Consider the following 25,723-nt stretch of genomic DNA (forward strand, 5'->3'; position numbering starts at 1 on the left):
TTAAAACCCAACAACAATGGAACTTGTGCCGTTTTTTTATATGACCAGATACTATAAGAACCAAGATTATCAATAATAGACAACCATGAAATTCCCGTTACCAGTGTAAAACCGGTGCAAACAAAACAAAGCAACAAAAGATTGGTGCCAATCAAACTAAAAAACGGGATCAGGGCATGGCTAATCGCGTCACCAATCATACCGCCAGAGGTGACGGTAACCATATCATCAACATTGATACTTAATATGCCGGTTAATCCAATAAGCAGACACAAGGCACCGATAAGGCGTAAACCTATTGTAAGGTAATCCAAGTCATAAATGGATTTGCTGGTTTGAAAAATAAACCAACCGATAAAGGCGGTAATAAAAGGTATAACCCAAGCGAGATAGCCAAAACACCAAAACAAAATATCAGCAATCCAGGCTCCCGCCGGGCCTGCTGCATTTTTTACTCCAGAAGAAAACCCCGTTTGACTCCAGCCAGGATCGGCGGAATTAAAGGTGGCGACAGATAGAAATAGAAACAACGCAAAGCCAGCCGACACAATCATGCCGACTTCCATCAGTCTTTGCATACCACTTAATCGAGCCATGGTTTAAGCTTTTTTCCCTTTAAAACTATTGTTATTTTTTTAACTTTTACTGTATCTCTCTTTGGAGACTATTGCGCACAGCTTTTTATTTCACGTTTATCTTAACATAAGATGATTGCTTTACTTCTTCCATTACCACATAAGTACGCGATTCACTTACTCCTGGCAATCTTAGCAGTATATCACCTAATAACTTCCTGTAACTGGACATATCGGCAACACGGGTTTTTAACAAATAGTCAAAGTTTCCGGAAACCAGATGGCACTCCTGGATATCTTCCAGCTTTTTTACGGCCGCAGAAAACTCTTCAAAGATATCAACACTGGTTTTTACCAAGGTTATCTCGACGAACACTAACATGGCTGCGCCTAGTTTTTCCGGTGCGACCTGCGCGATATAGCCCGTAATATAACCTTGATTTTCCAGCCGCCTGACTCTTTCTAAACAAGGCGTTGGGCTTAACCCCACGCGCTTTGAAAGCTCTACATTGGAGAGGCGTCCATCGTTTTGCAATTCTATAAGGATTTTGCGGTCGATGCGATCAAGGTCTTTTGGGGTTTTTACCAGCATATAAAATATCGTAAATAAATATAATTTAGTTTTATATCCTGTAAATATAGCAAAATAAAGTGATTCATTCTTTAAATTTTTACCTATACTCATCAAACATATTTTTTACGAAAACAGGACACTACTATCATGTTAATCGGTGTACCAAAAGAAATTAAAAATCACGAATACCGTATTGGTTTAACGCCAGCGGCTGTTAAAGAGTTTGTCACAAACGGCCATCAGGTAATGGTGGAAAATAACGGTGGCGCTGCGATTGGCTTCACCAACGAGCAATACGAAGAAGCTGGCGCTTCTATTGTTGCGGGCCCTGAAACGATTTTTGAAAAAGCGGAAATGATCGTAAAAGTAAAAGAGCCGCAACCCAATGAATGCAAAATGCTGTCAGAAGGTCAAACCTTGTACACCTATTTGCATCTGGCGCCAGACCCAACACAAACGGAACTTTTAGTTAAATCTGGTGCGACATGTATCGCTTATGAGACTGTAACCGACAGAAATGGAGCTTTGCCGCTGTTAGCACCTATGAGTGAAGTGGCTGGCCGTATGTCTGTACAGGCGGGCGCACATTTCCTGGAAAAAGCACAGGGTGGTAGCGGTACATTGTTAGGCGGTGTGCCTGGCGTAGCTCCCGCGAAGGTGTTAATCGTTGGTGGTGGTGTTGTTGGCACCAATGCAGCCAAAATGGCATTGGGAATGGGTGCCGATGTGACTATTTTGGATCGCTCTTTACCGCGTTTAAGAGATCTGGACGATATTTTCGCTGGTCGCTTAAAAACCGTATTCAGCACGGTAGACGCTATCGAATACTATTCATCTAAAGCTGACCTGGTTGTCGGTGCGGTATTAATCCCTGGTGCTGCAGCGCCTAAACTACTGACCAGAGAACATATCAAAGCGATGAAAGAAGGTTCTGTGGTAGTAGATGTTGCTATTGACCAGGGCGGTTGTTTTGAAACGTCTAAAGCGACCACTCATCAGGATCCAGTATATGTTGTTGACGGTGTTGTTCACTACTGTGTGGCTAACATGCCTGGCGGCGTTGCACGTACCTCTACCATGGCACTGAATAATGCGACTCTGCCGTTTGGTATTGCCCTTGCTAACAAAGGTCCTAAACAAGCTATGCTTGACAACCCGCACCTGTTAAATGGCTTGAATGTGCACAAAGGTAAAGTAACTTACAAAGCGGTTACCGATGCACTGGGCGAACAGCTTGATCTCGAATATATGGATGCAGCACAGGCTTTAGCCCTATAATTTTGTTGCAGACATAAAAAAAGCGCCATTGATGAAAATCACGGCGCTTTTTATTTTTAATAACACTTGGCTAAACTTAGTATTCCCACCAGTTGTTTTGCCACCAGGCAAGGAACTCATCGAAATCAATACAGCCATCGCTGTTCTCATCAATTAGTTCAAATCCTTCTTTGGCTTGAGATTCTTTAGCTTTAGGTGAAATCACTTTCAACAATTCGAAGAACTCATTAAAGTCAATTTGACCATTTTTGTCGTTATCAAAAAAATCAAACTCTTCGCGGATCTGGTTGATTTTTTCCTGATCGATATTTTTGGTTTCGCTCATGAACAAGCTTCCATTTGTAATTTTTCTTATGGGAAGTGTAAACGCTTAGGGCCTGCAGTGTCTAGCATTGTCGACTTGAGCTGCAGGGATGCGGTGAATGCCGTTTATGTCGGGAACATTTAAACGGCGATGCGGACGATGCTGGTTAATCGATCATTATCGTCGACATAAATGTCGCACCTACAAAGCACTATTTAGCTTTAGCTGCTTGTCTCTGAGCACGGCGCTCATTGATTTTCAGCTTGCGCATTTTGTGCATGACGTCGCGAGCTTCCGTACCGATATGCTCTTCGTTACGCGCTTTTGATAAAGCAATTTGCTTTTCGCGCTCTCTGAAACGAGCGATTTGCTCATCACTGTGTTTACCGTAACAATGAGGGCATGATACGCCTGACTCATATTTGTCACTTTGTTTGTCTTCGTCGGTAATGGGCAAACGACAAGCATAACACTGGTCGTAATGACTTTTTTCCAGATCGTGATTTACCGCCACTCTGTTGTCAAAAACAAAACAGTCGCCTTCCCACAAGCTTTCTTCTTTTGGTACATCTTCAAGGTATTTAAGAATACCGCCTTCCAAGTGGTATACCTCTTCAAAACCCTGTTCTTTCATGTAGGCAGTGGATTTTTCACAGCGAATACCGCCGGTACAGAACATAGCGACTTTTTTATTCTTCGCCGGATCCATGTTATCCGCCACATACTGGGGAAACTCTCTGAAGGTTTCGGTTTCAGGATTAATGGCATGCTTAAAGGTACCGATACCAATTTCGTAGTCGTTGCGGGTATCAATAACAGTGACTTCAGGATCCGAAATAAGCGCATTCCAATCTTCGGGCTTTACATAGGTGCCAACGGTTTTTCTCGGATCAATTCCTTCTACGCCCATGGTGACGATTTCTTTTTTCAGCTTAACCTTGGTGCGATAAAACGGCTGACTATCTTCAAAAGATTCTTTATAAGAGATGGGGTTAATGCGCTCGTCCTGATTTAGCCATGCAAGTAATGCGTCGATTGACTCTCGAGTACCGGAGACGGTACCGTTTATTCCCTCGTTGGCCAGGAGTAAGGTACCCTTAATACCCTGCTCTTCCATGAAAGTTAAAAGTGGTTCTCGAATTTCTTTGTAATTATCCAGTGCAACAAATTTATACATTGCACAGATCACGATCTGATTCATATTCTGCTCCGCTATCCGGATCTTTAATCCGGTGCAAATTAAAAGGACTGCAGCCAATATCATATCGGCTGCTTAAAAAGCGCGCGGATTCTAGCTCAACTCAGAAGCTGATGCAAATGCTTAGACTTGCTGGCGGGTAAGCGGAAACAGTTCAAAAAAGTTTTCGGTGGTGACTTGAGCCAGCTTTTCCAGCGGGATTTGTTTTAAGTCAGCAATAAATTGCGCCACGTCTTTTACAAATGCCGGCTCATTTTGTTTGCCTCTATGGGGCACAGGTGCCAGCCATGGCGAATCCGTTTCAACAAGGAGCCTGTCCAGAGGGACTTTTTTAACCACTTCTCGAAGTTCGCTGGCGTTGCGAAAGGTAACAATACCTGAGATGGAAATATAAAACCCGAGATCGATGGCAGCTTTGGCCATTTCCCAGTTTTCAGTAAAGCAATGCAATACGCCCCCGCATTGTTCTCCACCGTGTTGTTTTAGCAAAGAAATGGTGTCCTCGCGGGCATCACGCGTATGGATGACCAGTGGCTTTTCTAGTTCGTTGGCCACCTGAATATGCTCAATAAACGATTTTACCTGCACTTCTTTACTCTCAGGTGAATAAAAGTAATCCAGGCCGGTCTCGCCAATGGCGACGACTTCTCTAGAGTTCGCTGTGTCATATAATTCTTGCTTAGTGCAGGCCTCATCCTGATGCAGTGGATGCACACCACAAGTTGCATAAACATTTGGAAGACCATCGATCATGTCTATCATGGAGGTATAGTCATTTACCGAAACACAAACACATAAAAAATGCTCCACCCCTTTTGCATTGGCATTTTTGATTACTTCTTTGAGTTCTGATTTGGATTTGTTCAACCTGTCCAGGTGACAGTGAGAATCAACCAGCATTTAATACCTCTTAAATTCAAATGAAAGTGGAAAACTGACGCCATGTTTGTAGCAGTTTTTCCAAAATAAGTGCCTTGTTCACGCCTTGTGCTTGCAACTTCTTTTGAGCATCGGTAACGGCGGTATACATATCGAAGATACGCAGTTTTATTGCGTCGGAAATTTCAGCTCGTCTCAACTCAGCCATTTGAAAGTTCAACCAGTCGAGTAATAATTGATGCTCTTCCTGTAACTTACCGGGAATGGCCAGCGCCGCCCCCGGTTTGTGCAGGGTCTTTAACCAATCGACACATTCTTGTAAGCCGTCATCTTGCACAATAGATTCGATAAGTTTTGGCTTTGTCCAATAAAGATCAATTAGCTCTGTAGCTGCGGATACATTTCTCTCTTTGAGCCAGAGTTGCACACTTTCTTTGTGCTTTACCTGGACAGTATGTTTTTCGCAGCGGCTAAGTATTGTTGGTAATAACTCATTGGTGCTGGTTGCGGACATCAAAATAAAGGTATTTTTAGTGGGCTCTTCTAATGTTTTTAGCAGTGCATTAGACGCAGCCGCCGTCATTTTGTGGGCGTTGTTTACCAGCATCACTTTATCAGAGCCTAGATGAGAGGTCTGACTAAGGCGATTTATGCCTTCTCGAATGGTGTCTACCCCTATGGTCTTTTCGTATTGCGTGACAATTAAGTCTGGGTGATTGCCTGCTTTGTACAATAAACAAGACTGACACTGACCACAGGCACTTTTATTAGAACACAACAAATAGCGCGCCATCTCTACAAGGATATCGGCTTTACCTGTCCCCCGGCTACCCACAAACAGCAAACCATGGTGTAATTTTTTAGCGGAACCTCTCCCGACAATGGCTCTGAATTGTGACTCAAACCAAGGGAAACTCATTTTTATAACCCCAACTGATATTTTCGCACGGCGGCATTGTGTTGTTGTAGTGTTTCAGAGAACTGATGACTACCATCTCCCTTTGACACAAAGTAATACTCATTGGTGTCAGCCGGATTAAGGGCCGCTATAATAGATTCTTTACCGGGCATTGCAATAGGTGTCGGTGGCAAGCCTTTTATAACGTAGGTGTTGTGACGGTTTTTCTGGCGTAAATGCTGTCGAGTCAGGTTTCCGTCAAACTGTTCCCCCAAACCATAAATAACGGTGGGATCCGTTTGCAGACGCATACCATCGTTCAGGCGATTGACAAAAACCGCAGAAATGCGCGGTCTTTCAATCGCCACCCCTGTTTCTTTTTCAATAATGGAAGCCAAAATCAGAGCTTCATACGGGTTGTTTAGTGGCAGCATTCCTTGCCTGTTATTCCACTGCTCAGCCAGAAAGGTTTGCATATTTTGATACATACGGGAGACGAAGGTAGATAACGAAGTGTTATAGCTAAGCTGATAGGTCTCCGGTAAAAGTAACCCCTCCAAAGATTCGGCCTCTTCTTCTAACATTGCTAATAACTCAGACTCTGTGCTGTCCATATTTATAAAAGGCAATTGTTCTAGCTGGGTGTACCACTGCCTCCAGGTCAGGCCTTCGATCATTGTCACTGAATAGGTTTTTTCCTTGCCTTGAGAAATATCGCTGAGTAGCTGCAATAAAGTCGCATCGGGTTTTATGGCATAGTGCCCTTGCTTGATGGGATATTTATCAGCATTAAGGCGCAAATAGAGCTTCAGCATAAAGCTGTGTTCAATTAAGCCTTTTTCAGCTAACGTTTTGACCAACCCAAGCAAAGATTGCCCTTTAGCCACGTCAAGCGTTGACTCTTGTTCCAACTGCAGTATTTGTTGCACAGGTTGATTAAATTGCCAGTTAATAACCGCGATACTTAATAATGCGGTTAAACCAACTATTGGTATCCATAGACCTCGTTTTATCACGTCTAGCCTTGTTCCTTTAATTAGATAGATACGGTGTCAGAAATTAATGATGTAATATTTTGGATGTTTTGATTGTGAAATTGAAGTGTTTGTTTGGAATTAACAATAAGGCTTGTCACCGGTACAACCCTCATCAGGCTATTACAAATAAACATATCAGTACATGTAGTTAGGGTGCTTAAACCTGCTCTAACTTGACTAACAACAGAGCCATTTATGGCAAGTTGTTTGACAATATGGTTACGCATAACGCCTGAAACTCCACTATATTCGAGTTCAGGTGTATACCAACGATTATTTGCACGCCAGAACACATTTGCAGCAGAAACCTCGACAATCATGCCTTGTGTATCCAATACAAGCATATCATCTGCACTTTGATTGCTGGATTTGATCAGGGTTTGCTCGAGACGATTAAGGTGTTTAATCTGTTTTAGCGCAGGTTGCCTGGCTATCTTGAATTCTGATACTCCAAGCGTGACGCCGTTATTACGCCAGGCAGTATAATCTGGTTGACCATTAATTACATGAACGTAAGCAATGGGTTCGGCTGAATCGGATCTGGCATAGCCTCTGCCGCCATTGCCAGCGGAAACAATGACCTTCAATACGCCTTTATCTATGTTGCGTACTTCTTTTGTTAAGTGTTGCTCGAGCGCTTGCCATGCGCTTGAAGAAACAATCACATTAAGCTGCTGGCAGCCGTTTCTGAGTCGCTGGATATGGGGATCCAGCAACTCCACTTCTCCGGACTCGACAGCTGCAGTGGTAAAACAACCATCACCATAACTGGCAGCTCTTGAACTAAAGGGGTAATCCGAACTAATACGCATAAAAAAAGCCTGTTGAAACAGGCTTTTATTGTGACAGTTTTTGGCTGACTAGGAAATACGTTTAAACAGTACTGAGCCGTTTGTTCCGCCAAACCCGAAAGAGTTACACAGTGCGTAATCTTCTTCAAACGCTTTTGGAGCACCTGCGACAAAATCTAAATCGCACCCTTCACTGGGGTTTTCCAGGTTAATGGTGGGTGGCGCTTTTTTATCTCTTAGAGCCAGTATCGTGAATATGGCCTCGACTGAACCCGCAGCACCTAACAAGTGTCCGGTCATGGATTTAGTGGAACTCACCAACAAGTTTTTAGCGTGCTCACCAAATATGGACTTAATACCGGAAACCTCAGCAATGTCACCCGCTGGTGTAGAGGTACCATGGGCATTGATATAGCCTACTTCATTTGGCTTAGCTTCGGCATCATTTAAGGCATTTTGCATGGCTGCCGCACCGCCTTCACCATTTTCCGGTGGAGAAGTCATGTGATAAGCATCACCACTCATACCAAAACCAACAAGCTCTGCATAAATTTTTGCACCACGTGCTTTAGCACTTTCGTACTCTTCCAGCATCACAACACCAGCACCTTCACCCATCACAAATCCATCACGGTCAGCATCCCATGGACGGCTGGCTTTTTGTGGGTCATCATTGCGCGAAGAAAGCGCTCTTGCGGCTGCAAACCCGCCCATACCTAATGGTGTAATAGCTGCTTCTGCGCCCCCTGCTAACATCGCATCGGCATCACCATAAGCAATAGTTCGGGCAGCGACACCAATGTTGTGCACACCAGTAGTACAAGCCGTTACGATATTAAGGTTAGGCCCTTTCAGTCCCTCCATAATGGAGATAAAACCAGAAATCATATTGGTGATGGTTGACGGTACGAAAAACGGCGAGATTCTGCGCGGACCGGAATTCGTCAACTTAGTATGATTTTCTTCAATTAAGCCTAAACCGCCAATACCAGATCCAATCGCAACACCAACTCTGGCGGCATTGCTCTCATCAACTGTCAAGCCCGAATCAGCCAAAGCTTGTTTACCAGCAGCAATTCCATACTGGATAAACAAATCCATTTTTTTGGTTTCTTTTTTGGGGATATAGGCTTCAACATCAAAGTCTTTAACTTCGCCGGCAAAGCGAGTGCTGAAATCTGACGCATCAAAACGCGTAATTTCACCTATGCCACTTTTTCCGGCCATAATATTAGACCAGGTTGTTTCAACATCATTACCGAGTGGGGAAAGGATGCCAAGACCAGTAACAACAACACGTCTTTTAGACATAAAGGCCTCCGCTGGAGATACTGAGGAAAGTAATCAAAATTTATTAATACCAGATACAAAAAAACGGCCCAATAGAGCCGTTTTTGGTCAACTGTGACTCTTACGCGTCTTTATTAGCGTTGATGTAGTCTACAGCTGATTGAACAGTGGTAATTTTCTCTGCTTCTTCGTCTGGAATTTCAGTGTCGAATTCCTCTTCCAAAGCCATTACCAACTCAACTGTGTCCAGTGAATCAGCGCCCAGGTCATCAACGAATGAAGCTTCTGGTTTAACTTCTTCTTCTTTAACGCCCAGTTGCTCAACGATAATCTTAGTTACGCGATCTTCAATACTCATATTTTTAGTTATCCTAACTTTTAGCAAGTTGTAAAATTGCGGTTAGTCTATGCTTCAAATCCCAACCATGCAAGCATGACCATGGGTTTTTTGGCTGGTCTAACCACCAATTTAGCACATTTAATATTTATTCAAAGTCTCAGTTTAAGCATTTGCAAAAATTTTTACAAAGTCGCTTAAACCATAAACATCCCACCATTAACGTGAATCGTTTCACCGGTGATGTATGCGGCGCCATCAGAGGCTAAAAACGCCACTGTAGCTGCAATTTCTTCAGGTTTACCTAAACGCTCCATTGGCACGTCTTTCATGATGCCTGACTTCTGGTCATCGGTTAAAACCTTAGTCATGTCAGTATCAATAAACCCAGGCGAAACTACGTTTACGGTAATACCACGAGATGCAATCTCACGGGCCATAGATTTAGAAAAACCAATTAATCCCGCTTTAGCAGCAGAATAGTTGGTTTGACCCGGGTTGCCACTGCTACCTACGACAGAGCCGATATTGATAATACGACCGGCGCGCTTTTTCATCATAGGGCGCAATACCGCCTTGGACATGCGGAATATGGAAGTGAGATTGGTATCTAAGATAGATTGCCATTCGTCTTCTTTCATACGCATCAATAGGTTATCGCGTGTTATGCCTGCATTATTGACGAGAATATCGACATCACCAAACTGGGCTTTGATTTCTGCCAGCAAAGTATCGATGGATTCTGGATTAGAAACATCTAAGACTTTTCCGGCACCGTTTTCGCCCAAATAATCGCCTATGGCTGCTGCGCCATTTTCTGAAGTGGCGGTCCCAACCACCGTGGCCCCCTGCTCCACTAATGCCTGGGCTATCGCTTTGCCGATACCTCTACTGGCACCTGTTACCAGGGCTACTTTTCCGTTTAAATTAGACATGTTTAATTCTCTCTGTCTTATTTTTATAGTAAATCTGACACTGTTTCAGGTGTGTTCATAGCACTCCCTGAAAGGCTCTTATCGATTCGTTTAGTTAATCCTGTCAATACTTTACCCGGACCACACTCAACTAACTGTGTAATTCCTTCTTCAGCCATTTTCTGTACAGTTTCAGTCCAGCGTACCGGGCTGTACAACTGACGAACTAAAGCCGATTTGATAGCTTCAGCGCTACTTTCAGCCTGTACATCAACATTGTTGATCACTTGAATTTCTGGTGCCGACACGACTAAGTTGTCGAGTTCTACCGCCAATTTATCAGCAGCAGGCTGCATTAACGCACAATGAGAAGGAACACTAACTGGCAGTGGTAATGCACGTTTTGCTCCTGCAGCTTTACAAGCTTCACCCGCGCGAGCGACGGCCTCTGCATGACCTGCAATAACGACCTGACCTGGACTATTAAAGTTGACCGCGGAAACCACCTGATTTTTAGCTTGCTCAGCACAAATTTCTACGATTTTGGCATCATCCAAACCAATGATGGCAAACATAGCGCCCGTTCCGGCAGGAACAGCTTCTTGCATAAACTCACCACGAGCCTTAACAAGTTTTAGGGCATCTGACAATTGCAGCACACCAGCACAAGTCAAAGCAGAATATTCACCTAAGCTGTGTCCCGCCATTACGGAAGGCACAGCACCGCCTTCCGCCAGATAATGACGCCAAATAGCAACACTTGACGCAAGTAACGCAGGTTGTGTTTTATCCGTTTGATTCAGCTCTTCAACTGGACCTTCAGCGATCAATTTCCACAAATCATAACCCAATGCATCAGACGCCTCAGCGAATGTCTGTTTGACGACATCGGATGCAGCTTCTAATTCACTTAACATACCCAGTGCTTGCGAACCCTGGCCCGGGAAAACAAATGCTTTAGACATAATTGAAAACCTTAGTATTTGATCAGTAACGAAGCCCAGGTAAATCCGGCTCCAAAAGCTTCTAATAATAAATTTTGACCGCGCTTAATGCGCCCATCTCTTATTGCGGTATCCAGTGCCGTGGGAACTGTAGCAGCAGACGTATTGCCATAATGTGGCAAAGTTAAGACAACTTGCTCCATGGACATATTTAGCTTGTCTGCAGTGGCTTTGATAATGCGGAAATTTGCTTGGTGCGGTACCAACCAGTCCAGATCAGATTTTTCCATGTTGTTGGCTTCAAGGGTTTTTTCAACCACTTCACTGAGTTTAGTGACGGCCACTTTAAATACTGCATTACCCTTCATGGCCCCCCACGACGAGTTCACTGAGGCCGCATCGCCGCGTGTTGGCAAGGAAGCGTATAGTAAATCTCCGTGTTTACCTGATGCGTGCAGATGACTGGATAAGATCCCAGGCTCCTCGCTGGCTTCAATAATGACTGCGCCTGCGGCATCGCCAAACAGAATGATCATAGAGCGATCAGTAGGGTCAACTAGCGTCGAAAGGCAATCTGTACCCACTACCAAAATACGCTTGCACATACCGGATCGAATATATTGATCAGCAACACTTAAGGCATAACAAAAGCCAGAACAGGCAGCGGCGACATCAAAGGCTCCCATCGTGGACTGAATACCCAAGCCAGCTTGAATTTCACAAGCGGCACTGGGAAATGAGTTCGGTGCTGTAGTGGTGCCACAAACGATAAGGTCAATGCTTTCAGGGTCGATATCAGCCATCTCAAGTGCTTTTTTGGATGCTTCGACGCCCATCGTGGATACTGTTTCATCCTTTCCGATAATTCGACGTTCTTTAATGCCCGTTCTGTCAGTGATCCATTCATCGGTGGTATCCACCATTTTTTCAAGGTCAGTATTAGTCCTGACTTCGCTGGGATAATAACTTCCGGTGCCAATTATTCTTGAATACATTTACTCTGCCTTATTCACGAGCGCATGGTTTATTTTGCTTTGAATCTTGTCAGGAACTTGTCTTTCAACTTCCTTCATTGCTTCCTGAATTGCGTACATGAATGCATCTTCAGTGGCATTGCCATGACTCTTTACTACAATGCCGCGCAATCCTATCAAACTGGCGCCGTTATACTGGTCGGGGTTCACCCTGTTATAGATCTTTTTTAGCACCGGTCGAGCAATAAATGACAACATTTTAGTCCAGATATTTTTTGTCGCTGCTTTTTTGGCTTCTCTGGCAATAAACTTGGCCAGTCCTTCCGACGCTTTTAGTACCACGTTGCCCACAAAGCCATCAGTGACTATCACATCTACACTGGCATTAAACAGGGCATCGCCCTCAACGTAACCCACATAGTTAATGTCCTTATTAGCAAGAAGTAACTTATTGGCTTCTTTAACAATGGCATTGCCTTTGTTTTGTTCGACCCCGACGTTGACCAACGCGACTTTCGGCTGTTTTACTGCCTCAACGGTTTCAGCCATCACTGACCCCATCACCGCAAACTGATATAAGGCGTTAGCATCTTGCGTAACATTTGCCCCAAGATCGAGTAAAAATACGCGCTTTTTATTGTTTCCGGGAATGGTAGAGATTAGTGCAGGTCGTTTCACTCCATCTAATGGCTTTAGTAGAAACAGAGATAAGGCCAATAACGCACCGGTATTTCCGGCACTGACACAAGCGTCAGCTTCACCAGATTGAACCGACTTTAATGCTTGTCCCATGGTGGAGTCTTGTTTGTAACGCAACGCCGATGTAGGCGCTTCATCCATACTGACTTGCGATGTTACATCGATGATAGAAATTCGATTTTTAACGTCTACTGGTAAGCCGTATAAATAGGGACGTATAGTTGCTTCTGGACCAAAAAGCTTGAGGTAGAGGTGGGCGTAATTGCGACAAGCGCGAATGGAGGCAGGCAAAGTAATAGAGGGGCCGTTATCGCCCCCCATTACATCGACTGCAAGTCGAATATCAGTCAAGCTGATACCTTACTTTTCGATGACCTTTTTACCTTTGTAAAAGCCATCTGCAGTCACGTGGTGACGACGGTGAGTCTCACCTGATGTAGCATCAATAGACAGTGTCGCACCGCTTAATGCATCATGTGAACGACGCATACCACGCTTGGAACGAGTCTTACGATTCTGTTGTACCGCCATAATCTACTCCTGGTTCCGCTTAAGTTCTTTTAACACCGCGAACGGGTTTGGTTGCTTAGTTTCCGGTTCAATTTCACCAAAACTCATTTCATCATCGGTAACTGAGCAATCTTTTTCGTCATGCATCGCAACCAAGGGTAAAGATAAGATTAACTCATCTTCAAAAAGTTCCAGTATATTGATTTCTCCATGCTCATTGAGCTCTACCGGATCATAAGCTTCCGGAAGTTCTTCAACTGATTGGCCCTCGCTAATTGGCGTGTAGCAAAATGGCTGCTCAATTGAATATTCAAAAGGCTTATTACACCTTTGGCATTCCAATGATACCCTGGTCTGCATATTCCCGTGAAAGAAGGTAAGACCCTGCGCGTCTATTTCAAACCTTAGCTCAACAGCAACATCGTCCAGAATCTCAAGTACAGCTTCCTTTAGTCTCGCCATATCAGAAACGGCCATAACACCCCGATAGTCGGAACGTTTCATCGCACACTTATGTGGCTCAACCTGTTTTGGAAGTCGTACATTGGACATAGCGCGCGCATATTATAGATTTATGCCGCAATAGTCAAAGCTTTAGTATATTAAATTCACTATTTAACAGTAGTTTAAAGCGATCTTACTGTTAGTTTAATGTCTCTAGCCGTTCCATAACTTCAACTATAGGCGAAAGTAACGGGATAGAGTTCGTATCACCAAAGGTGAAACGTTCAATGTCATCACTGGATGTTCGGCTATTGCCACTGCTGACTTTAATAAACCATTCGCCACTGTCAGCGCGGAATAATCCAATATCTTGTCGCCCATCATTATCAAAGTCACCAGTTAACGGAATATCATCGGAACGACCGAAGCGAAGTCGGGTTATGCCGTCGCTATTATTGGTAATGGTGTCTACACCACTACTGTTTTTAATATAAAAATAACGAGTTGATGGTCTTCTGACCGCCAAATCCGCTTTGCCATCGCCATCAAAATCGCCGGTAACAGGAATATCTTCAATACGAGTACCAAAGCGCACTCGACTTATACCATCATTGTTTCCCGTTATAGCGTCAGTACCAGAGGAATTAAGAATGTACCATGTTTTAGTTGATGGTCTTCTAACCGCTATATCCACCTGTCCGTCTCCGTCAAAGTCCGCGGGAACCGGGATGTCTCCACTTTGCAGGCCAAAACGTTTACGCGTAATACCGTCCTCATTGCCAGTAACAAGGTCACGCCCTGAAGAGTTCAAAATATACCAATAACCATTCCCCGGACGACGCACAGCAATGTCTGTTATGCCATCACCATCATAATCAGCGGGTACGGGGATATCGGTAGATTGAGTGCCAAAGCGTTTTCGAGTCCTTCCATCATCTGAATCAGTAATAATATCAATGCCTGAAGAGTTGCGCACATACCAGTATTGGGAAGATGGTCTTCTGATGGCAAAATCAGAATAACCATCGCCATCAAAATCACCTAAAATGGGGATATCTGTGCTTCGACCAAATTCGGCAACTTCTTGTTCTTGAGTACTCGAGCCCAGATAAGACGTCTCTGCGCTTCTTACTTGCCTGACTAATAGTTCGGGTACAGAGTCGGCATCAAAATCACCGGGCGTACCATCAGCAAGGTTTTTACTGGCTGTGCGATAGACAATGTTATCTATCCAGGCTTTGTCATCTCCATTGGAGATAGAACCGTCCTTACTGTATTGCCAACTTAGCGTATGCTGCCCTTCCTCTAAATCAAAGCTATATTCCTGCCAATCTAGTTCACCAGACCATTGTGCTTGTAAACTATCATCTATATAAAAATTCAGGTAATCCCAGTTTGTTTCACTGCTAACTTTGAAATAAAACGATATCGTGCCCTCAGCAAAGTATTCACTTAATGAAATACTGCTCGTTTCTTCGTCAGAAATTTCAGCTGAGCTAATACTAAGGTTGTCTTCAACACCAGTACTCGTATCTTGTAACCAATTAAATGCATTTTCTTGAATCCAGTTTTCCGGCACGCCAGATTCAAAACTTTCATTTACCTCTGAAATGTTTCCTGCTGGCCTTGAAACCTCCTGCACCGCTTGTAATTCAATTGAGTCTATCCAGGCTTTGTCATCACCATTTGCAACAGACCCGTCTTTACTGTATTGCCATTTAACCTCATATTCACCTTGGGCAACGCTAGTTTCATAGCGCGTCCAATCAACCTCTCCAGACCATTGCTCAATTAATTCGTTGTTGATATATAACTTGAGGTAATCAAAATTACTCTCACTAGATACCTTGTAGTAAAAAACCAAAGTGGCAGATGAAGTGGCAGAAAAACTGATGACATAATCACTAATAGAGCTATTGTCTGTATTCGTTGAAGTAAAGCTGGACTCCCCCTCGAAAGCGACTAAATCGGTATTTTCCCATTCCACGGTTACTTCATTTAATGCTCGGTCACTATCTTCAAAACCTTCATTTATTGCAACTTCAGACCTTCTGGATAATATGTCTGTTGGATCAGTTTCTTGAAACAACTCATCGAGATCATCCGTTCCATCATGGTCGCTGTCTGATAATAAAGGATTGGTACCTAAAAAGATTTCCTCTGAATTAGACAAGCCGTCGCCATCACTATCCAGAGTGATATCTACATTACTGTTGGGATCCAGATTGTAATAGCTCTCAATTGCACTGGGGATGCCATCACCATCCACATCATCATCCACAGGTTCATCAATAATAGAGACCTTTGTTGGACTGATGGCATAAAAAATATTATTGGGGCATTCAATTTTTAACAGATAATCATCCCCCTCTGACCAATTAAAACTATTGCTAAAGGTATGAACGCCATCATTATCAACGTCGAAGGCAAACTCAGAAAAAGTCACTCCGTTATCATCACTGATACTGATATTTATCTGCGGACAATTAATCGCTTCCTGCTCTGACTTACCGGTATTCCATTGCACGACAAATGGTTGTTGAAGATTTAAATTCCAGTTCTGCAAAGAAAACCCTTTTGAATTGGCGATACTGGTAATCACTGCTGTATCAGTTGCAACCCCTCCATTACCATCTCGTACTGTGAAGGAAAAACTGAGCTCCCTTGTAGTTGAAGGTAATGCCTCACCTAATTCAAAGTCGCCCGTAAGCACAGTTTCGTATTTGGGAAAATAGCGTTCCGTGCTGGTGACTGGCTCTATTGAGCGAAATAGCGCCCGTTTACCATCATCTTTTGACATAGTGCTCGATGTCGAAGACGTTCCCTCTAGTTCTAACTGCTCCCATATATGAGATAAGGTATCGTTGTCTGGGTCTGATGCTGTACCATTTAGAACAAAAGGCGTATTGGCAGGAATAGTATAATCCGCACCGGCATTTGACGTAGGTGCTTGATTGCCGTTATCACTGAATGTTCCACAGCTCAGATCTCTCTCTATCTCGGCGCGCATAAACCTCAGTGATCCGACGTGAAAGATCTCATCTTCAGGGCCAGATAAATTCTGCCCCCCACACAAACCAAAATAACTCATGATTGTGGATCCACTGCCGGGTTCGTATGGATGGCCCAAGTTATCTTTGCAACTACCTTCTGTACCATTGAAAGTATGGTGAGAATTCAACATGTGGCCAAGCTCATGGGCGAAAACGCCTAAGTTAACGACAGAAGCTCCACGGGCCTTATATGACGGCTCACAGGTGACTCCTAAACTGGCTCGTCCTCCACCGTAATATCCAATAACATGGCCCAAATCGTAGTTTTCAGTTCCGATAATTTCATCTAGATTAGTCTGGTTTACCGTTAAATCTTCTAGGGAATCGTTGGAATAACCATCTGTCTCAGTATCATCGAATAATATCGCATCATTATTTTCCACTAACTCAAATTGAACGGATAACTCAATTAAATAAATCGCATTAACTTCGTTGAGTAATCTGTTCAGCTCACCTAACACGATCTCATCAGGTTCTGCCTCTGAATCAGAGTTTTCCACTGTATCGTTGTAATACTCGGCGGTGGTCGCGATAGCTAATCGGTAAGTGGTTAATTGTGAGCCAAACGACTCAAATGCGGAAGTTTGTGCCAATCTGGACGCCTGGCCATTGGAATTAGCTTTATTTTTAAACCCCCTGGGCTCTAAAACGCCACAGCTCAACGTTTCTGATTGCTTGATATCCTTCACATAGCGACTTTGATAAAACCTGTGATTATTTTCGTCTTTTTCCTGAGTAACTCTTATCCAATCCTGCTTGTCTCTAAAAAATGCACTTATCCCCTCGCTGTTTCGGGAGATTCTACCGATAAACTGCCCCTCAGGGGTTGTGACTTTGTAGGACTGCAATCTTGGAAAACGCTCTGCCAGTTCAGGAGCAAAAACACTGTCAGGGGTTATCACGACTTTCAACTTCTCGCCGTCAGGCAAGGGTAAAGACTGTAGCTGCACAAGTGAATCGGAGTGACTTACCAACTGCCAACTTGAAACAACAGATGATTTAGGAAGTTCAGCTGATTTGGAATTGCTGAAAGATTGCCAATCTTTGTCTTGCCATGCCGAGGCTTGCATTGACAATGTAGCTAACAACACCCAATAAAAAATCTTAGATTTCATCATCTTTCCCTCTCACATGCACATTTCAGAGTGATGTGTTTGTATTATTCCCTTCCATGCGCAATCAATAGCATTTTACGCAGCAAGCCGATTATGTGAACATTTTCACCTAAAATCTAGACCAGAAAACAGCAAATACCTAATAGTGCTATTGTATTAAAGCCCCAATAAGTGGGTTATGGTAAAGACCAGTCATTGATATACAATAGATGTTTGTTGCTTGTAGTATCGCTGCTCCATGAAAAAAATAGAAAGTGTCCTTGATATTCAATTGTTATTGGCTTCCGGTTCAAAATACAAAAAAGACGTCCTGAATAAGCTTGGCATTCCATTTGCCAGCATTTCGCCAGATATTGACGAAACCCCGTTATTGCACGAATCGCCACACGATTTGGTTACCCGGCTGGCGAAAGCTAAAGCCAAAAAAGTATTATCTGAATTAAACCAACTGGAAAAAACGGCAGGACCACTATTTATCGTGGGGATTGATCAAGTTGCCGTGCACGCTAATCGCATTCTAGGAAAGCCGGGAAATATTGACGCGGCAATCCAACAACTCAGTGAGTTTTCAGGGCAAAAAGTGCTGTTTTTAACCGGAGTATGCTTACTCAATGATGCAGGGGCATACGAAGTGATAGTGGAGCCCTTTGAAGTGCACTTTAAAGAATTGACTCTCGCCCAAATAAGTCGATATATAAAAACTGAGATGCCGCTTGATTGTGCAGGTAGTTTCAAGAGTGAGGGGCAAGGAATACTATTGTTTTCTGCGCTATCAGGAAGAGATCCCAATGCGCTCATTGGGATGCCATTCATTGCCCTGCAAGAGTTATTTCTCCGATTTAATGTAGACTTGTTCGACTATATTCAATAGGTATTTATAGTTATTTCAGCCAACTCAACGCGTCGCTGTAACAATCAAGAATAGCTAGTGGCTTTGCCTGTGTTAAAACAGATTTTGAATGAGCCCCAAAAGACACACCGATACTACCCATGCCAGCATTATTGGCCATATTAAGGTCATGAATGCTGTCACCTATCATGATGCACTCATCTGGTTGCACATTAAAATAATGAGCTGTTTGCAGAAGCATGTCTGGCGCCGGCTTACTTTGAGCTTCGTCTGATGTTCGAGAATAACTGAAAAACTCAGCAAGACCGGAACGTTGCATAGCGTTATCCAGCCCTCTTCTCCCCTTACCTGTAGCTACCGAGAGTTTGACATTCTGATCGCGCAGTAAAGCGAGTAATGTTTCTACATAATCAAAAATCGGCAGGCTTACATCATCGTCCTTAACGTATAGTGCTTTGTAGTTTTCCCTGAATTGTTCGAACTCAGTTTCCTTATCTTTTCCATAAAGTGTAAAAAACGCTTCGGGTAGACTCAATCCGATGATATTTCTCACGCTCTGCTCATCAGGCACCGGCAATGCGTTGAACCTGGCGGCTTGCTGAACGCATTGAACAATATGAGAAATGGAGTCCATTATGGTTCCATCCCAGTCAAATATTACAACTTTGTATTTATTCAGCATGTTTTAACGAATCAATAAAGCTTTGTAACTCTGGTGTTAGCGGTGCGCTATATACTTGTCGTTCACCTGTTTCATGGTCATCAAAAGAAATCTCATGTGCATGCAGAAACATACGACTAAGGCCTTGATTCTTAGCTCGATCGTTGGCTTCCACCGTACAATATTTATCGTCCATCAAAATAGGGTGCCCGGCGTGTAAGCAGTGCACCCTTATCTGATGTGTCCTGCCGGTAACGGGAATGGCTTCCACCAAAGTGGCATCTTTAAATTTTTCTATAACGTTATATCGCGTTTCAGAAGGTTTACCCTGTTCAGAGACTTTTACTACTCGTTCTCCAGACTGTAAAACATTCTTGTGTAAGGGAGCTTTAACCTTATTGCGGTGCGCTGGCCAGCTGCCTTCCACGAGTGCGAAGTATTTCTTTAATGTCGTCTTTTCTCTGAGCTGTGCATGCAAACTTCTCAAAACTGACCGACGTTTTGCTATCAACAAACACCCCGAAGTGTCGCGGTCCAGGCGGTGTACCAGCTCCATATAACGTTCGTCGGGTCGCAAACTGCGGAGCGCTTCGATTACCCCAAAACTTTGCCCACTGCCTCCGTGCACAGCCATCCCATGTGGCTTGTTTAACACCATTAACTTTTTGTCTTCGTGGATAATCAAAGACTCAAGGTTTTGCACAGTGGAAAGGTTTGCAGATGGGCCTGCTTTTTCTTCTGAAACTCTGATGGGAGGCACCCGCAGTGCGTCTCCCGGTCGAAGTTTGTACTCCGGTTTTACACGTTTCTTATTCACCCTGACTTCGCCTTTGCGCAGGATGCGATATATCATGCTTTTGGGGACGCCCTTAAGCAGGTTCTTTAGAAAATTATCAACCCGCTGCCCTTCGTAATCCGGGTCAATGGTCAATAATTGTACTTTATCAAATGTCAGGTTCTTCATATCGGGCGCAATTCTACAGAAATTCTATAATTTCTCACCAGTTATTCGTTATTTTCTTGCTTGAGTTTCAAGAATAATGCCATAATCCGTATACGCTTGCATTTAAGCGTAATACAGGAATATGTGGGCAATATCCGGTGTAACAGTTAACACCATACAGCAACCATGAAGAGAGTAACGTTTCATGAAGATTGCAGCCGGAAAAACCACAAAAAAATTGATTAATCACCTGTCATAATGCAAACGTGGGAAGAATTTGATTTACGCGCTAAATGGCGCGTGAAAAGAGAAAAGTAAGATTATTTAGACCAATATACATTGCTAGTATGTTAAGTCGGGAGACTTTGCGTACCCAAAACCTAGTAAGCGCATTTGGGAAAGATCCCCGTTTGTATTGTGACGATAAAAATTATTTGAGTCACAATATGAAAAGAATGTTAATTAACGCCACGCAATCAGAAGAGATGCGTGTTGCGCTGGTTGACGGCCAAAAACTTTACGATTTAGATATCGAAAGTCCAGGTCACGAACAGAAAAAAGCCAATATCTACAAAGGCACCATTACCCGTGTCGAGCCAAGCCTTGAAGCCGCATTCGTTGATTACGGCGCTGAAAGACATGGTTTCTTACCACTAAAAGAGATAGCAAAGAGCTACTTCCCTAGCGGTTACAAAATTGAAGGCCGCCCTAATATCAAAGACGTGGTTTCCGAAGGTCAGGAAGTTATCGTTCAGATTGATAAAGAAGAGCGCGGTCAAAAAGGAGCTGCACTGACCACCTTTATCAGCCTTGCTGGTAGTTATCTGGTGTTGATGCCAAATAACCCTCGCGCAGGGGGCATCTCGCGTCGAATCGAAGGTGATGAGCGCACGGAGCTGAAAGACGCGTTAAATCGACTAGACCTGCCCAAAGGTATGGGGCTAATCGTACGCACTGCAGGTGTCGGCAAGTCATATGAAGAGCTAGAGTGGGACATGAACGTACTGTTGACCCACTGGAAAGCGATTGAAGAAGCAGCAGACTCTCGTCCTGCCCCCTTCCTGATCCATCAGGAAAGTAATGTCATTGTTCGCGCTATAAGAGACTACTTGCGTCGTGATGTCGGCGAGATTCTGATCGATCACTCAAAAGTATTCGACCAAGCATTAGAACATTTAAAATTGGTGCGTCCCGATTTTGCCAACCGCGTCAAGCGCTATAACAGCGACGTGCCTCTGTTTAACCACTTCCAAATTGAAAGTCAGATTGAATCCGCTTTCCAACGTGAAGTCAGGTTGCCTTCAGGTGGCTCTATCGTAATCGACCCGACAGAAGCTTTGACCTCTATTGATATTAACTCAGCGCGAGCCACAAAAGGCGGTGATATTGAAGAAACGGCACTGAATACTAACCTGGAAGCCGCAGACGAAATTGCTCGTCAATTGCGTTTGCGCGACTTGGGTGGCCTGGTGGTTATCGACTTTATCGATATGACACCAGTAAAACACCAAAGAGAGGTGGAAAACCGCATGAACCAGGCGGTAGAGAACGACAGAGCCAGAGTTCAGATTGGTCGTATCTCCAAGTTTGGCTTGTTAGAAATGTCCCGTCAAAGATTGAGACCTTCTTTAGGTGAGTCAGCAAACCATGTATGTCCTCGCTGTGTGGGTCAAGGTACCATCAGAAGCACAGAATCTTTAGCCCTTTCCATTCTTCGTTTGCTAGAAGAAGAAGGCATAAAAGAGAATACTCATCAGGTGCATGCTCAAGTACCCGTAGACGTTGCTACTTATTTGCTAAACGAGAAACGTAAAGCAATTCAATATATTGAAAAGCGTCACAACGTTTCATTGTTGATCATCCCTAATGCCAACCTTGAAACGCCACACTATGAAGTTGTGCGTTTCCGCAAAGACGATGCTACTGATGAGCTTAGCTTTAATCTTGTAAGCGAGCCTATTGATACAACAACCCCCGGAGTTGCCGTTGTAGCAACACCTGAACAGCCGAAAAAAGAAGAGCCAGCATTGTCTGGATTCATTGCGCCTAAATCTGCTGCTCCGGTTGTCGCTCCTAAAAAGGAACCCGGAATTTTTGAAGTATTCTTTGCTTGGTTGGCGGCGTTTTTCAAATCTGAAGAGAAGCCTAAAAAAGGAAAAGGTAAAAACAAAGCTGGCAACAGATACAACAAGAATAACCGCAATAAGAAGCAAGGTCGTCAGCGCAACAGCAACGACAGAGATCGCAATCGCAAGTCCACTGAACCTCGTCGTGATAAAGAAAATAGTCGTTCACAAAATCGTGAACAACAAAATAATAACCGCAGACGAGACAAGGTAAAAAGCGAAGCGAAAACAGGTAAAACGCAGGCCCCTCAAGAGGCGCAAAGCGCTAATAACCGTGAAGAGCAAAGCCGTCCGCGAAAACAGGTTGCTGAACGCCGCAAGCGCAGGGAAAACCGTCGCAGTGTGCGAGTGGACAACACCCAAAAGGAAGCCGCTTTGGCCAATAGTGCAAATGCTGAGCAAACACCTAAAGCACAAGTTGTAAAAGCTGAGACGACTGAAACAAAGCAGAAAAAGCCTGTCGCAAAACAAAATAAAACTGTAGAAACTGCAGCAGAGAGTGTAGCGATACAAGCTGAAACACCTAATACAGCAACGGATAACAAGCCCGCGCCGTATGAGGACAAGCAAGACGTTAAGGCCTCGCCGGAAGTTCTCAAAACAGATGTTGAAGTCGTGGCTGAAACAAAAGCCGAGCAAGTAGCAGAAGTTAAAGACACTAATGACAAGCAATTAAGTCTTGAACCGGAACAGAGTGACGAAGCGGCTAATACCTCTAACACTGTTAGCCCGGTTGAGCCGGTTGCAAAGCAGAGTGAAGAAACAGCGACTGCTGCTGCGAGTCCACAGCATGAATTGGATATCGACTTTCATGCTGACGAGGAAATAACACCCACGGCAACTGAAAAGAAAGCCGCCAAGCCGAAGAGCAAAAAAGTCAGCACTAAAATAAAAGCAGACAAAACTATTCGCTACAAAGCGTCCGCACCAATGGCTCGCCCTGCTGAATTAGCTGAAGGTATGGGTGAAATCAACATTGTTGCCCTTGAATTGAGCTCTCGTCCCGACATTGCTGTAAGTGGTCGTAGCGCAGCTATGTTGAGCGCCAGTAACCGTTCGTCAGCACCAATGACAAAGCCGGCTTCGTTGTAAGCACACTGGTTATTTGAGCAACTAAAAGAAAGCCCCGCTCTCAGCGGGGCTTTTTATTGAGTATAAGTTTAAAGATTATAAACCGGGGCTTAACTACGAAATACTCGCGTTTATTTCTTCTAGTGTTTGCAAAGGATTCGGCGATTGGGTTATCGGCCTGCCAATAACCATGTAATCTACGCCATCAGCAACCGCTTGTTGTGGTGTTACAACCCTTGATTGATCGCCCGTAGCACTGCCAACGGGTCTGATACCTGGGGTCACGAGAGTAAAATCAGCCCCCAGTAGCGATTTGAGGCTTTTTGCTTCCATCGCTGAACACACAACACCTTCTAACCCAGACTCTTTGGTAAGCTTTGCTAAATACTCAACATGAGATTGTATATCCGTAGTTATACCCGTACCTGAGAGCTGTTCAGCGTCCATACTTGTCAGTACGGTTACGGCAATCAACTTTGGTGGCTTGTCGTAATGAGCAAGGGCTTCCTTAGCGGCTTGCATCATCTTACTACCACCTGAAGCATGAACATTGATCATCCATACTCCAAGTTCCGCAGCGGCTGCACAAGCTTTTGCAACGGTGTTTGGAATATCGTGGAATTTAAGATCCAGGAATACATCGAACCCTTTGGCGACCAGCTGTTTAACAAAATCGGGGCCAAACAAGGTGAACATTTCTTTGCCTACTTTCAACTTACATGACTCAGGTGTGACTGAATCGACAAAAGCCATGGCTTTTTCTTTTTCATTGTAGTCAAGTGCGACGATTACCTTACTATTATGCATTTATTCTCCATCCAAACCTTTTATTGGCTTCATTTCACCCCAAGTTTTGCACGAAGGGCATAGCCAATGAATTTTTTTACCTGAAAAACCACAGCCATGGCATCGATACTTTGGCCGCTGTGCAATTTGCGTTTCTATTAACTCGTTCAATAATTGTAAGCTTTGTTGTGCCTCTTGTGATTGCTTGCCCTGCTCCAGATATAGCCCTAATAACTTATGAAAGCCTTTCATGGATGGGCTTTTCTGGATCTTGTTAAGCAGGATATCAGCGGCTTCATTTGTTGATTTTTCTCTTTGTACCAGCGAAACTTGCGCCAGATAGGCTGTTGCACACTGATCTGAGTAGACGTCCAAAATTTCTCTCAACGCCAACCAATTGTCAGTTTTTTCAGCACACAACCACAGCCCGGGAATAGCCTCACTCACCCACACGGGGTCTCTCTGAGGCACCTGTTTAAGATACTCAAATGCCTGTAAATAATTCCCTTGTTGCTGTTCAATCTCTGCCAGTAGAAACCAGGGACGAACACTGTGCTCGTCAGACATTACAGCGCGTTGCAGCCATTTTTCTGCCTGCTTAAAATCTTCTTGAGTGATTGAAATTTGCGCCTGTTCACAATAAAAATGGGCGATACGCTTGGCTAAATCGTCACTATCCCCATGATTATTTACCATATTTTCGGCTAGCTCTATGGCTCTGTCCCACTCTTTAGTCGACTGGTATATATTAAAAAGTTGTTGATGAGCCTGGAGATAGTAGTCTTTAGAACTCAATAAACTGAGAAACGCATTTTCGGCCCTTTCCAGGAAGCCTGCCAGCAGATAGTCTCTACCCAATTCAAATAGCGCGTTTTCTTGCAGTTTACCGGTGACTTCCTTTTTATTTACCAGATTTTGATGGACTTTGATGGCGCGATCAATTTCGCCGCGATGACGAAAAAAGTTTCCCATGGCAATGTGAGTCTCAATACTACCGGTATTGATATCTACCATTTTAATTAATGTATCAACCGCTTTATCAGGCTGATCCGACAATAAGAAATTGAGCCCTTTGAAGTAGTGACGAGATAATATTTGTGAGGTATTGCGTTGTTGTTGTCTGACGCTATTTCTGCCCATGACCCATCCGTAGCCAGCGGCCACTGGTAACAAAAGAAACAGTAATTCCAGCATCAGTTATTCTTGTTTAGCGATTTGATAAATTGTTTATTTTGACTTCTGAGCATAAATTTCAGCTTGATCACATAGCCTGCCCAGAACATTGATGCGATCAACGCACCGACTAAAACCGAGCCACCCAAAAGTGCACTAACGGATATCGGAACTTTGGCAATGAGGTAATTGAAATCTGTTAGTTGCGTATTTTGAGAGCCGACAATCAGGGCTAACACTAAAACAACAAGACACAATGCCAAATAGAGGAATGACTTCAAAAGCAAAATCCTGACTTT

Annotated in this window: 24 protein-coding genes and 1 pseudogene; 3 read left to right on the forward strand and 22 right to left on the reverse strand. The window is 43.8% G+C overall.

Annotated features, from left to right (window positions below; translation table 11 throughout):
- Positions 1 to 119 precede the first annotated feature (119 nt).
- A pseudogene (locus tag ACXAGP_RS00305) lies at positions 120 to 596 on the reverse strand (DNA translocase FtsK 4TM domain-containing protein); the annotation flags it as partial.
- 85 nt (positions 597 to 681) lie between these two features.
- Positions 682 to 1,167, reverse strand: a complete 486-nt coding sequence (gene lrp, locus ACXAGP_RS00310) for a leucine-responsive transcriptional regulator Lrp (protein WP_338292646.1) — start codon at positions 1,165 to 1,167, stop codon at positions 682 to 684.
- A gap of 129 nt (positions 1,168 to 1,296) precedes the next feature.
- On the opposite strand from lrp, the gene ald reads away from it, so the two are divergent.
- Complete coding sequence (gene ald / locus ACXAGP_RS00315) at positions 1,297 to 2,427, forward strand: alanine dehydrogenase (RefSeq protein ID WP_475258861.1); 1,131 nt, start codon at positions 1,297 to 1,299, stop codon at positions 2,425 to 2,427.
- Between the two features lie 76 nt (positions 2,428 to 2,503).
- Here the strand turns inward: ald and ACXAGP_RS00320 are convergent, their stop codons facing one another.
- From ACXAGP_RS00320 to ACXAGP_RS00390, 15 genes are all read right to left on the reverse strand, one after another.
- A complete protein-coding gene (locus ACXAGP_RS00320) occupies positions 2,504 to 2,752 on the reverse strand; it encodes an EF-hand domain-containing protein (RefSeq protein ID WP_338292648.1) in 249 nt (82 codons plus the stop codon).
- 190 nt (positions 2,753 to 2,942) lie between these two features.
- A complete protein-coding gene (trhO, locus tag ACXAGP_RS00325; protein WP_475258862.1) occupies positions 2,943 to 3,932 on the reverse strand; it encodes an oxygen-dependent tRNA uridine(34) hydroxylase TrhO in 990 nt (329 codons plus the stop codon).
- Positions 3,933 to 4,052: 120 nt separating this feature from the next.
- Positions 4,053 to 4,829, reverse strand: a complete 777-nt coding sequence (locus ACXAGP_RS00330) for a TatD family hydrolase (protein WP_475258863.1) — start codon at positions 4,827 to 4,829, stop codon at positions 4,053 to 4,055.
- A 16-nt stretch (positions 4,830 to 4,845) separates the two neighbouring features.
- Positions 4,846 to 5,727 carry an AAA family ATPase gene (locus tag ACXAGP_RS00335; RefSeq protein ID WP_475258864.1) on the reverse strand — a complete coding sequence of 294 codons (882 nt, stop codon included), beginning with the start codon at positions 5,725 to 5,727 and terminating at the stop codon, positions 4,846 to 4,848.
- A 2-nt stretch (positions 5,728 to 5,729) separates the two neighbouring features.
- The gene (gene mltG, locus ACXAGP_RS00340) at positions 5,730 to 6,722 is read right to left on the reverse strand and encodes an endolytic transglycosylase MltG (RefSeq protein WP_475258865.1); all 993 of its coding nucleotides are present in this window, start codon (positions 6,720 to 6,722) and stop codon (positions 5,730 to 5,732) included.
- Positions 6,723 to 6,742: 20 nt separating this feature from the next.
- Positions 6,743 to 7,555, reverse strand: coding sequence for an aminodeoxychorismate lyase (pabC, locus tag ACXAGP_RS00345; protein WP_475258866.1), 813 nt, complete (start codon positions 7,553 to 7,555; stop codon positions 6,743 to 6,745).
- A 48-nt stretch (positions 7,556 to 7,603) separates the two neighbouring features.
- A complete protein-coding gene (gene fabF, locus ACXAGP_RS00350; RefSeq protein WP_475258867.1) occupies positions 7,604 to 8,845 on the reverse strand; it encodes a beta-ketoacyl-ACP synthase II in 1,242 nt (413 codons plus the stop codon).
- 100 nt (positions 8,846 to 8,945) lie between these two features.
- Positions 8,946 to 9,182, reverse strand: coding sequence for an acyl carrier protein (gene acpP / locus ACXAGP_RS00355; RefSeq protein WP_338292655.1), 237 nt, complete (start codon positions 9,180 to 9,182; stop codon positions 8,946 to 8,948).
- Positions 9,183 to 9,358: 176 nt separating this feature from the next.
- Positions 9,359 to 10,096, reverse strand: coding sequence for a 3-oxoacyl-ACP reductase FabG (gene fabG / locus ACXAGP_RS00360; RefSeq protein ID WP_475258868.1), 738 nt, complete (start codon positions 10,094 to 10,096; stop codon positions 9,359 to 9,361).
- Positions 10,097 to 10,119: 23 nt separating this feature from the next.
- Entirely contained in the window at positions 10,120 to 11,043 is a 924-nt protein-coding gene (fabD, locus tag ACXAGP_RS00365; protein ID WP_475259492.1) for an ACP S-malonyltransferase, read from the reverse strand.
- Between the two features lie 8 nt (positions 11,044 to 11,051).
- Positions 11,052 to 12,014, reverse strand: coding sequence for a beta-ketoacyl-ACP synthase III (locus ACXAGP_RS00370; protein ID WP_475258869.1), 963 nt, complete (start codon positions 12,012 to 12,014; stop codon positions 11,052 to 11,054).
- Positions 12,015 to 13,043: a phosphate acyltransferase PlsX gene (gene plsX / locus ACXAGP_RS00375; protein WP_475258870.1), complete on the reverse strand. Its 1,029-nt coding sequence runs from the start codon at positions 13,041 to 13,043 to the stop codon at positions 12,015 to 12,017.
- A 9-nt stretch (positions 13,044 to 13,052) separates the two neighbouring features.
- A complete protein-coding gene (rpmF, locus tag ACXAGP_RS00380) occupies positions 13,053 to 13,223 on the reverse strand; it encodes a 50S ribosomal protein L32 (protein WP_338292659.1) in 171 nt (56 codons plus the stop codon).
- 3 nt (positions 13,224 to 13,226) lie between these two features.
- Positions 13,227 to 13,754: a 23S rRNA accumulation protein YceD gene (yceD, locus tag ACXAGP_RS00385; RefSeq protein ID WP_475258871.1), complete on the reverse strand. Its 528-nt coding sequence runs from the start codon at positions 13,752 to 13,754 to the stop codon at positions 13,227 to 13,229.
- 91 nt (positions 13,755 to 13,845) lie between these two features.
- Entirely contained in the window at positions 13,846 to 17,817 is a 3,972-nt protein-coding gene (locus ACXAGP_RS00390; protein ID WP_475258872.1) for an FG-GAP-like repeat-containing protein, read from the reverse strand.
- Positions 17,818 to 18,052: 235 nt separating this feature from the next.
- Between ACXAGP_RS00390 and ACXAGP_RS00395 the strand changes: the two genes are divergently transcribed.
- Positions 18,053 to 18,685, forward strand: coding sequence for a Maf family protein (locus tag ACXAGP_RS00395; RefSeq protein WP_475258873.1), 633 nt, complete (start codon positions 18,053 to 18,055; stop codon positions 18,683 to 18,685).
- A 10-nt stretch (positions 18,686 to 18,695) separates the two neighbouring features.
- On the opposite strand, the gene ACXAGP_RS00400 is transcribed toward ACXAGP_RS00395, so the two are convergent.
- On the reverse strand, positions 18,696 to 19,346 hold the full coding sequence (locus ACXAGP_RS00400) for an HAD family hydrolase (protein ID WP_475258874.1): 651 nt from the start codon (positions 19,344 to 19,346) through the stop codon (positions 18,696 to 18,698).
- Positions 19,336 to 20,289: a 23S rRNA pseudouridine(955/2504/2580) synthase RluC gene (rluC, locus tag ACXAGP_RS00405; RefSeq protein WP_475258875.1), complete on the reverse strand. Its 954-nt coding sequence runs from the start codon at positions 20,287 to 20,289 to the stop codon at positions 19,336 to 19,338. The genes ACXAGP_RS00400 and rluC overlap by 11 nt, the downstream gene beginning before the upstream one ends.
- A gap of 425 nt (positions 20,290 to 20,714) precedes the next feature.
- Between rluC and rne the strand changes: the two genes are divergently transcribed.
- Entirely contained in the window at positions 20,715 to 23,486 is a 2,772-nt protein-coding gene (gene rne / locus ACXAGP_RS00410; protein WP_475258876.1) for a ribonuclease E, read from the forward strand.
- Positions 23,487 to 23,579: 93 nt separating this feature from the next.
- Here the strand turns inward: rne and pyrF are convergent, their stop codons facing one another.
- From pyrF to ACXAGP_RS00425, 3 genes are read right to left on the reverse strand one after another with little or no spacing between them, the layout of a single operon-like run.
- The gene (pyrF, locus tag ACXAGP_RS00415) at positions 23,580 to 24,272 is read right to left on the reverse strand and encodes an orotidine-5'-phosphate decarboxylase (RefSeq protein ID WP_475258877.1); all 693 of its coding nucleotides are present in this window, start codon (positions 24,270 to 24,272) and stop codon (positions 23,580 to 23,582) included.
- Positions 24,273 to 25,445 carry a lipopolysaccharide assembly protein LapB gene (lapB, locus tag ACXAGP_RS00420; RefSeq protein ID WP_475258878.1) on the reverse strand — a complete coding sequence of 391 codons (1,173 nt, stop codon included), beginning with the start codon at positions 25,443 to 25,445 and terminating at the stop codon, positions 24,273 to 24,275.
- The gene (locus tag ACXAGP_RS00425) at positions 25,445 to 25,705 is read right to left on the reverse strand and encodes a lipopolysaccharide assembly protein LapA domain-containing protein (protein WP_475258879.1); all 261 of its coding nucleotides are present in this window, start codon (positions 25,703 to 25,705) and stop codon (positions 25,445 to 25,447) included. Before ACXAGP_RS00425 ends, lapB begins: the two co-directional genes overlap by 1 nt.
- Positions 25,706 to 25,723 lie beyond the last annotated feature (18 nt).

Source organism: Planctobacterium sp. AWM4_229, from assembly GCF_056160305.1.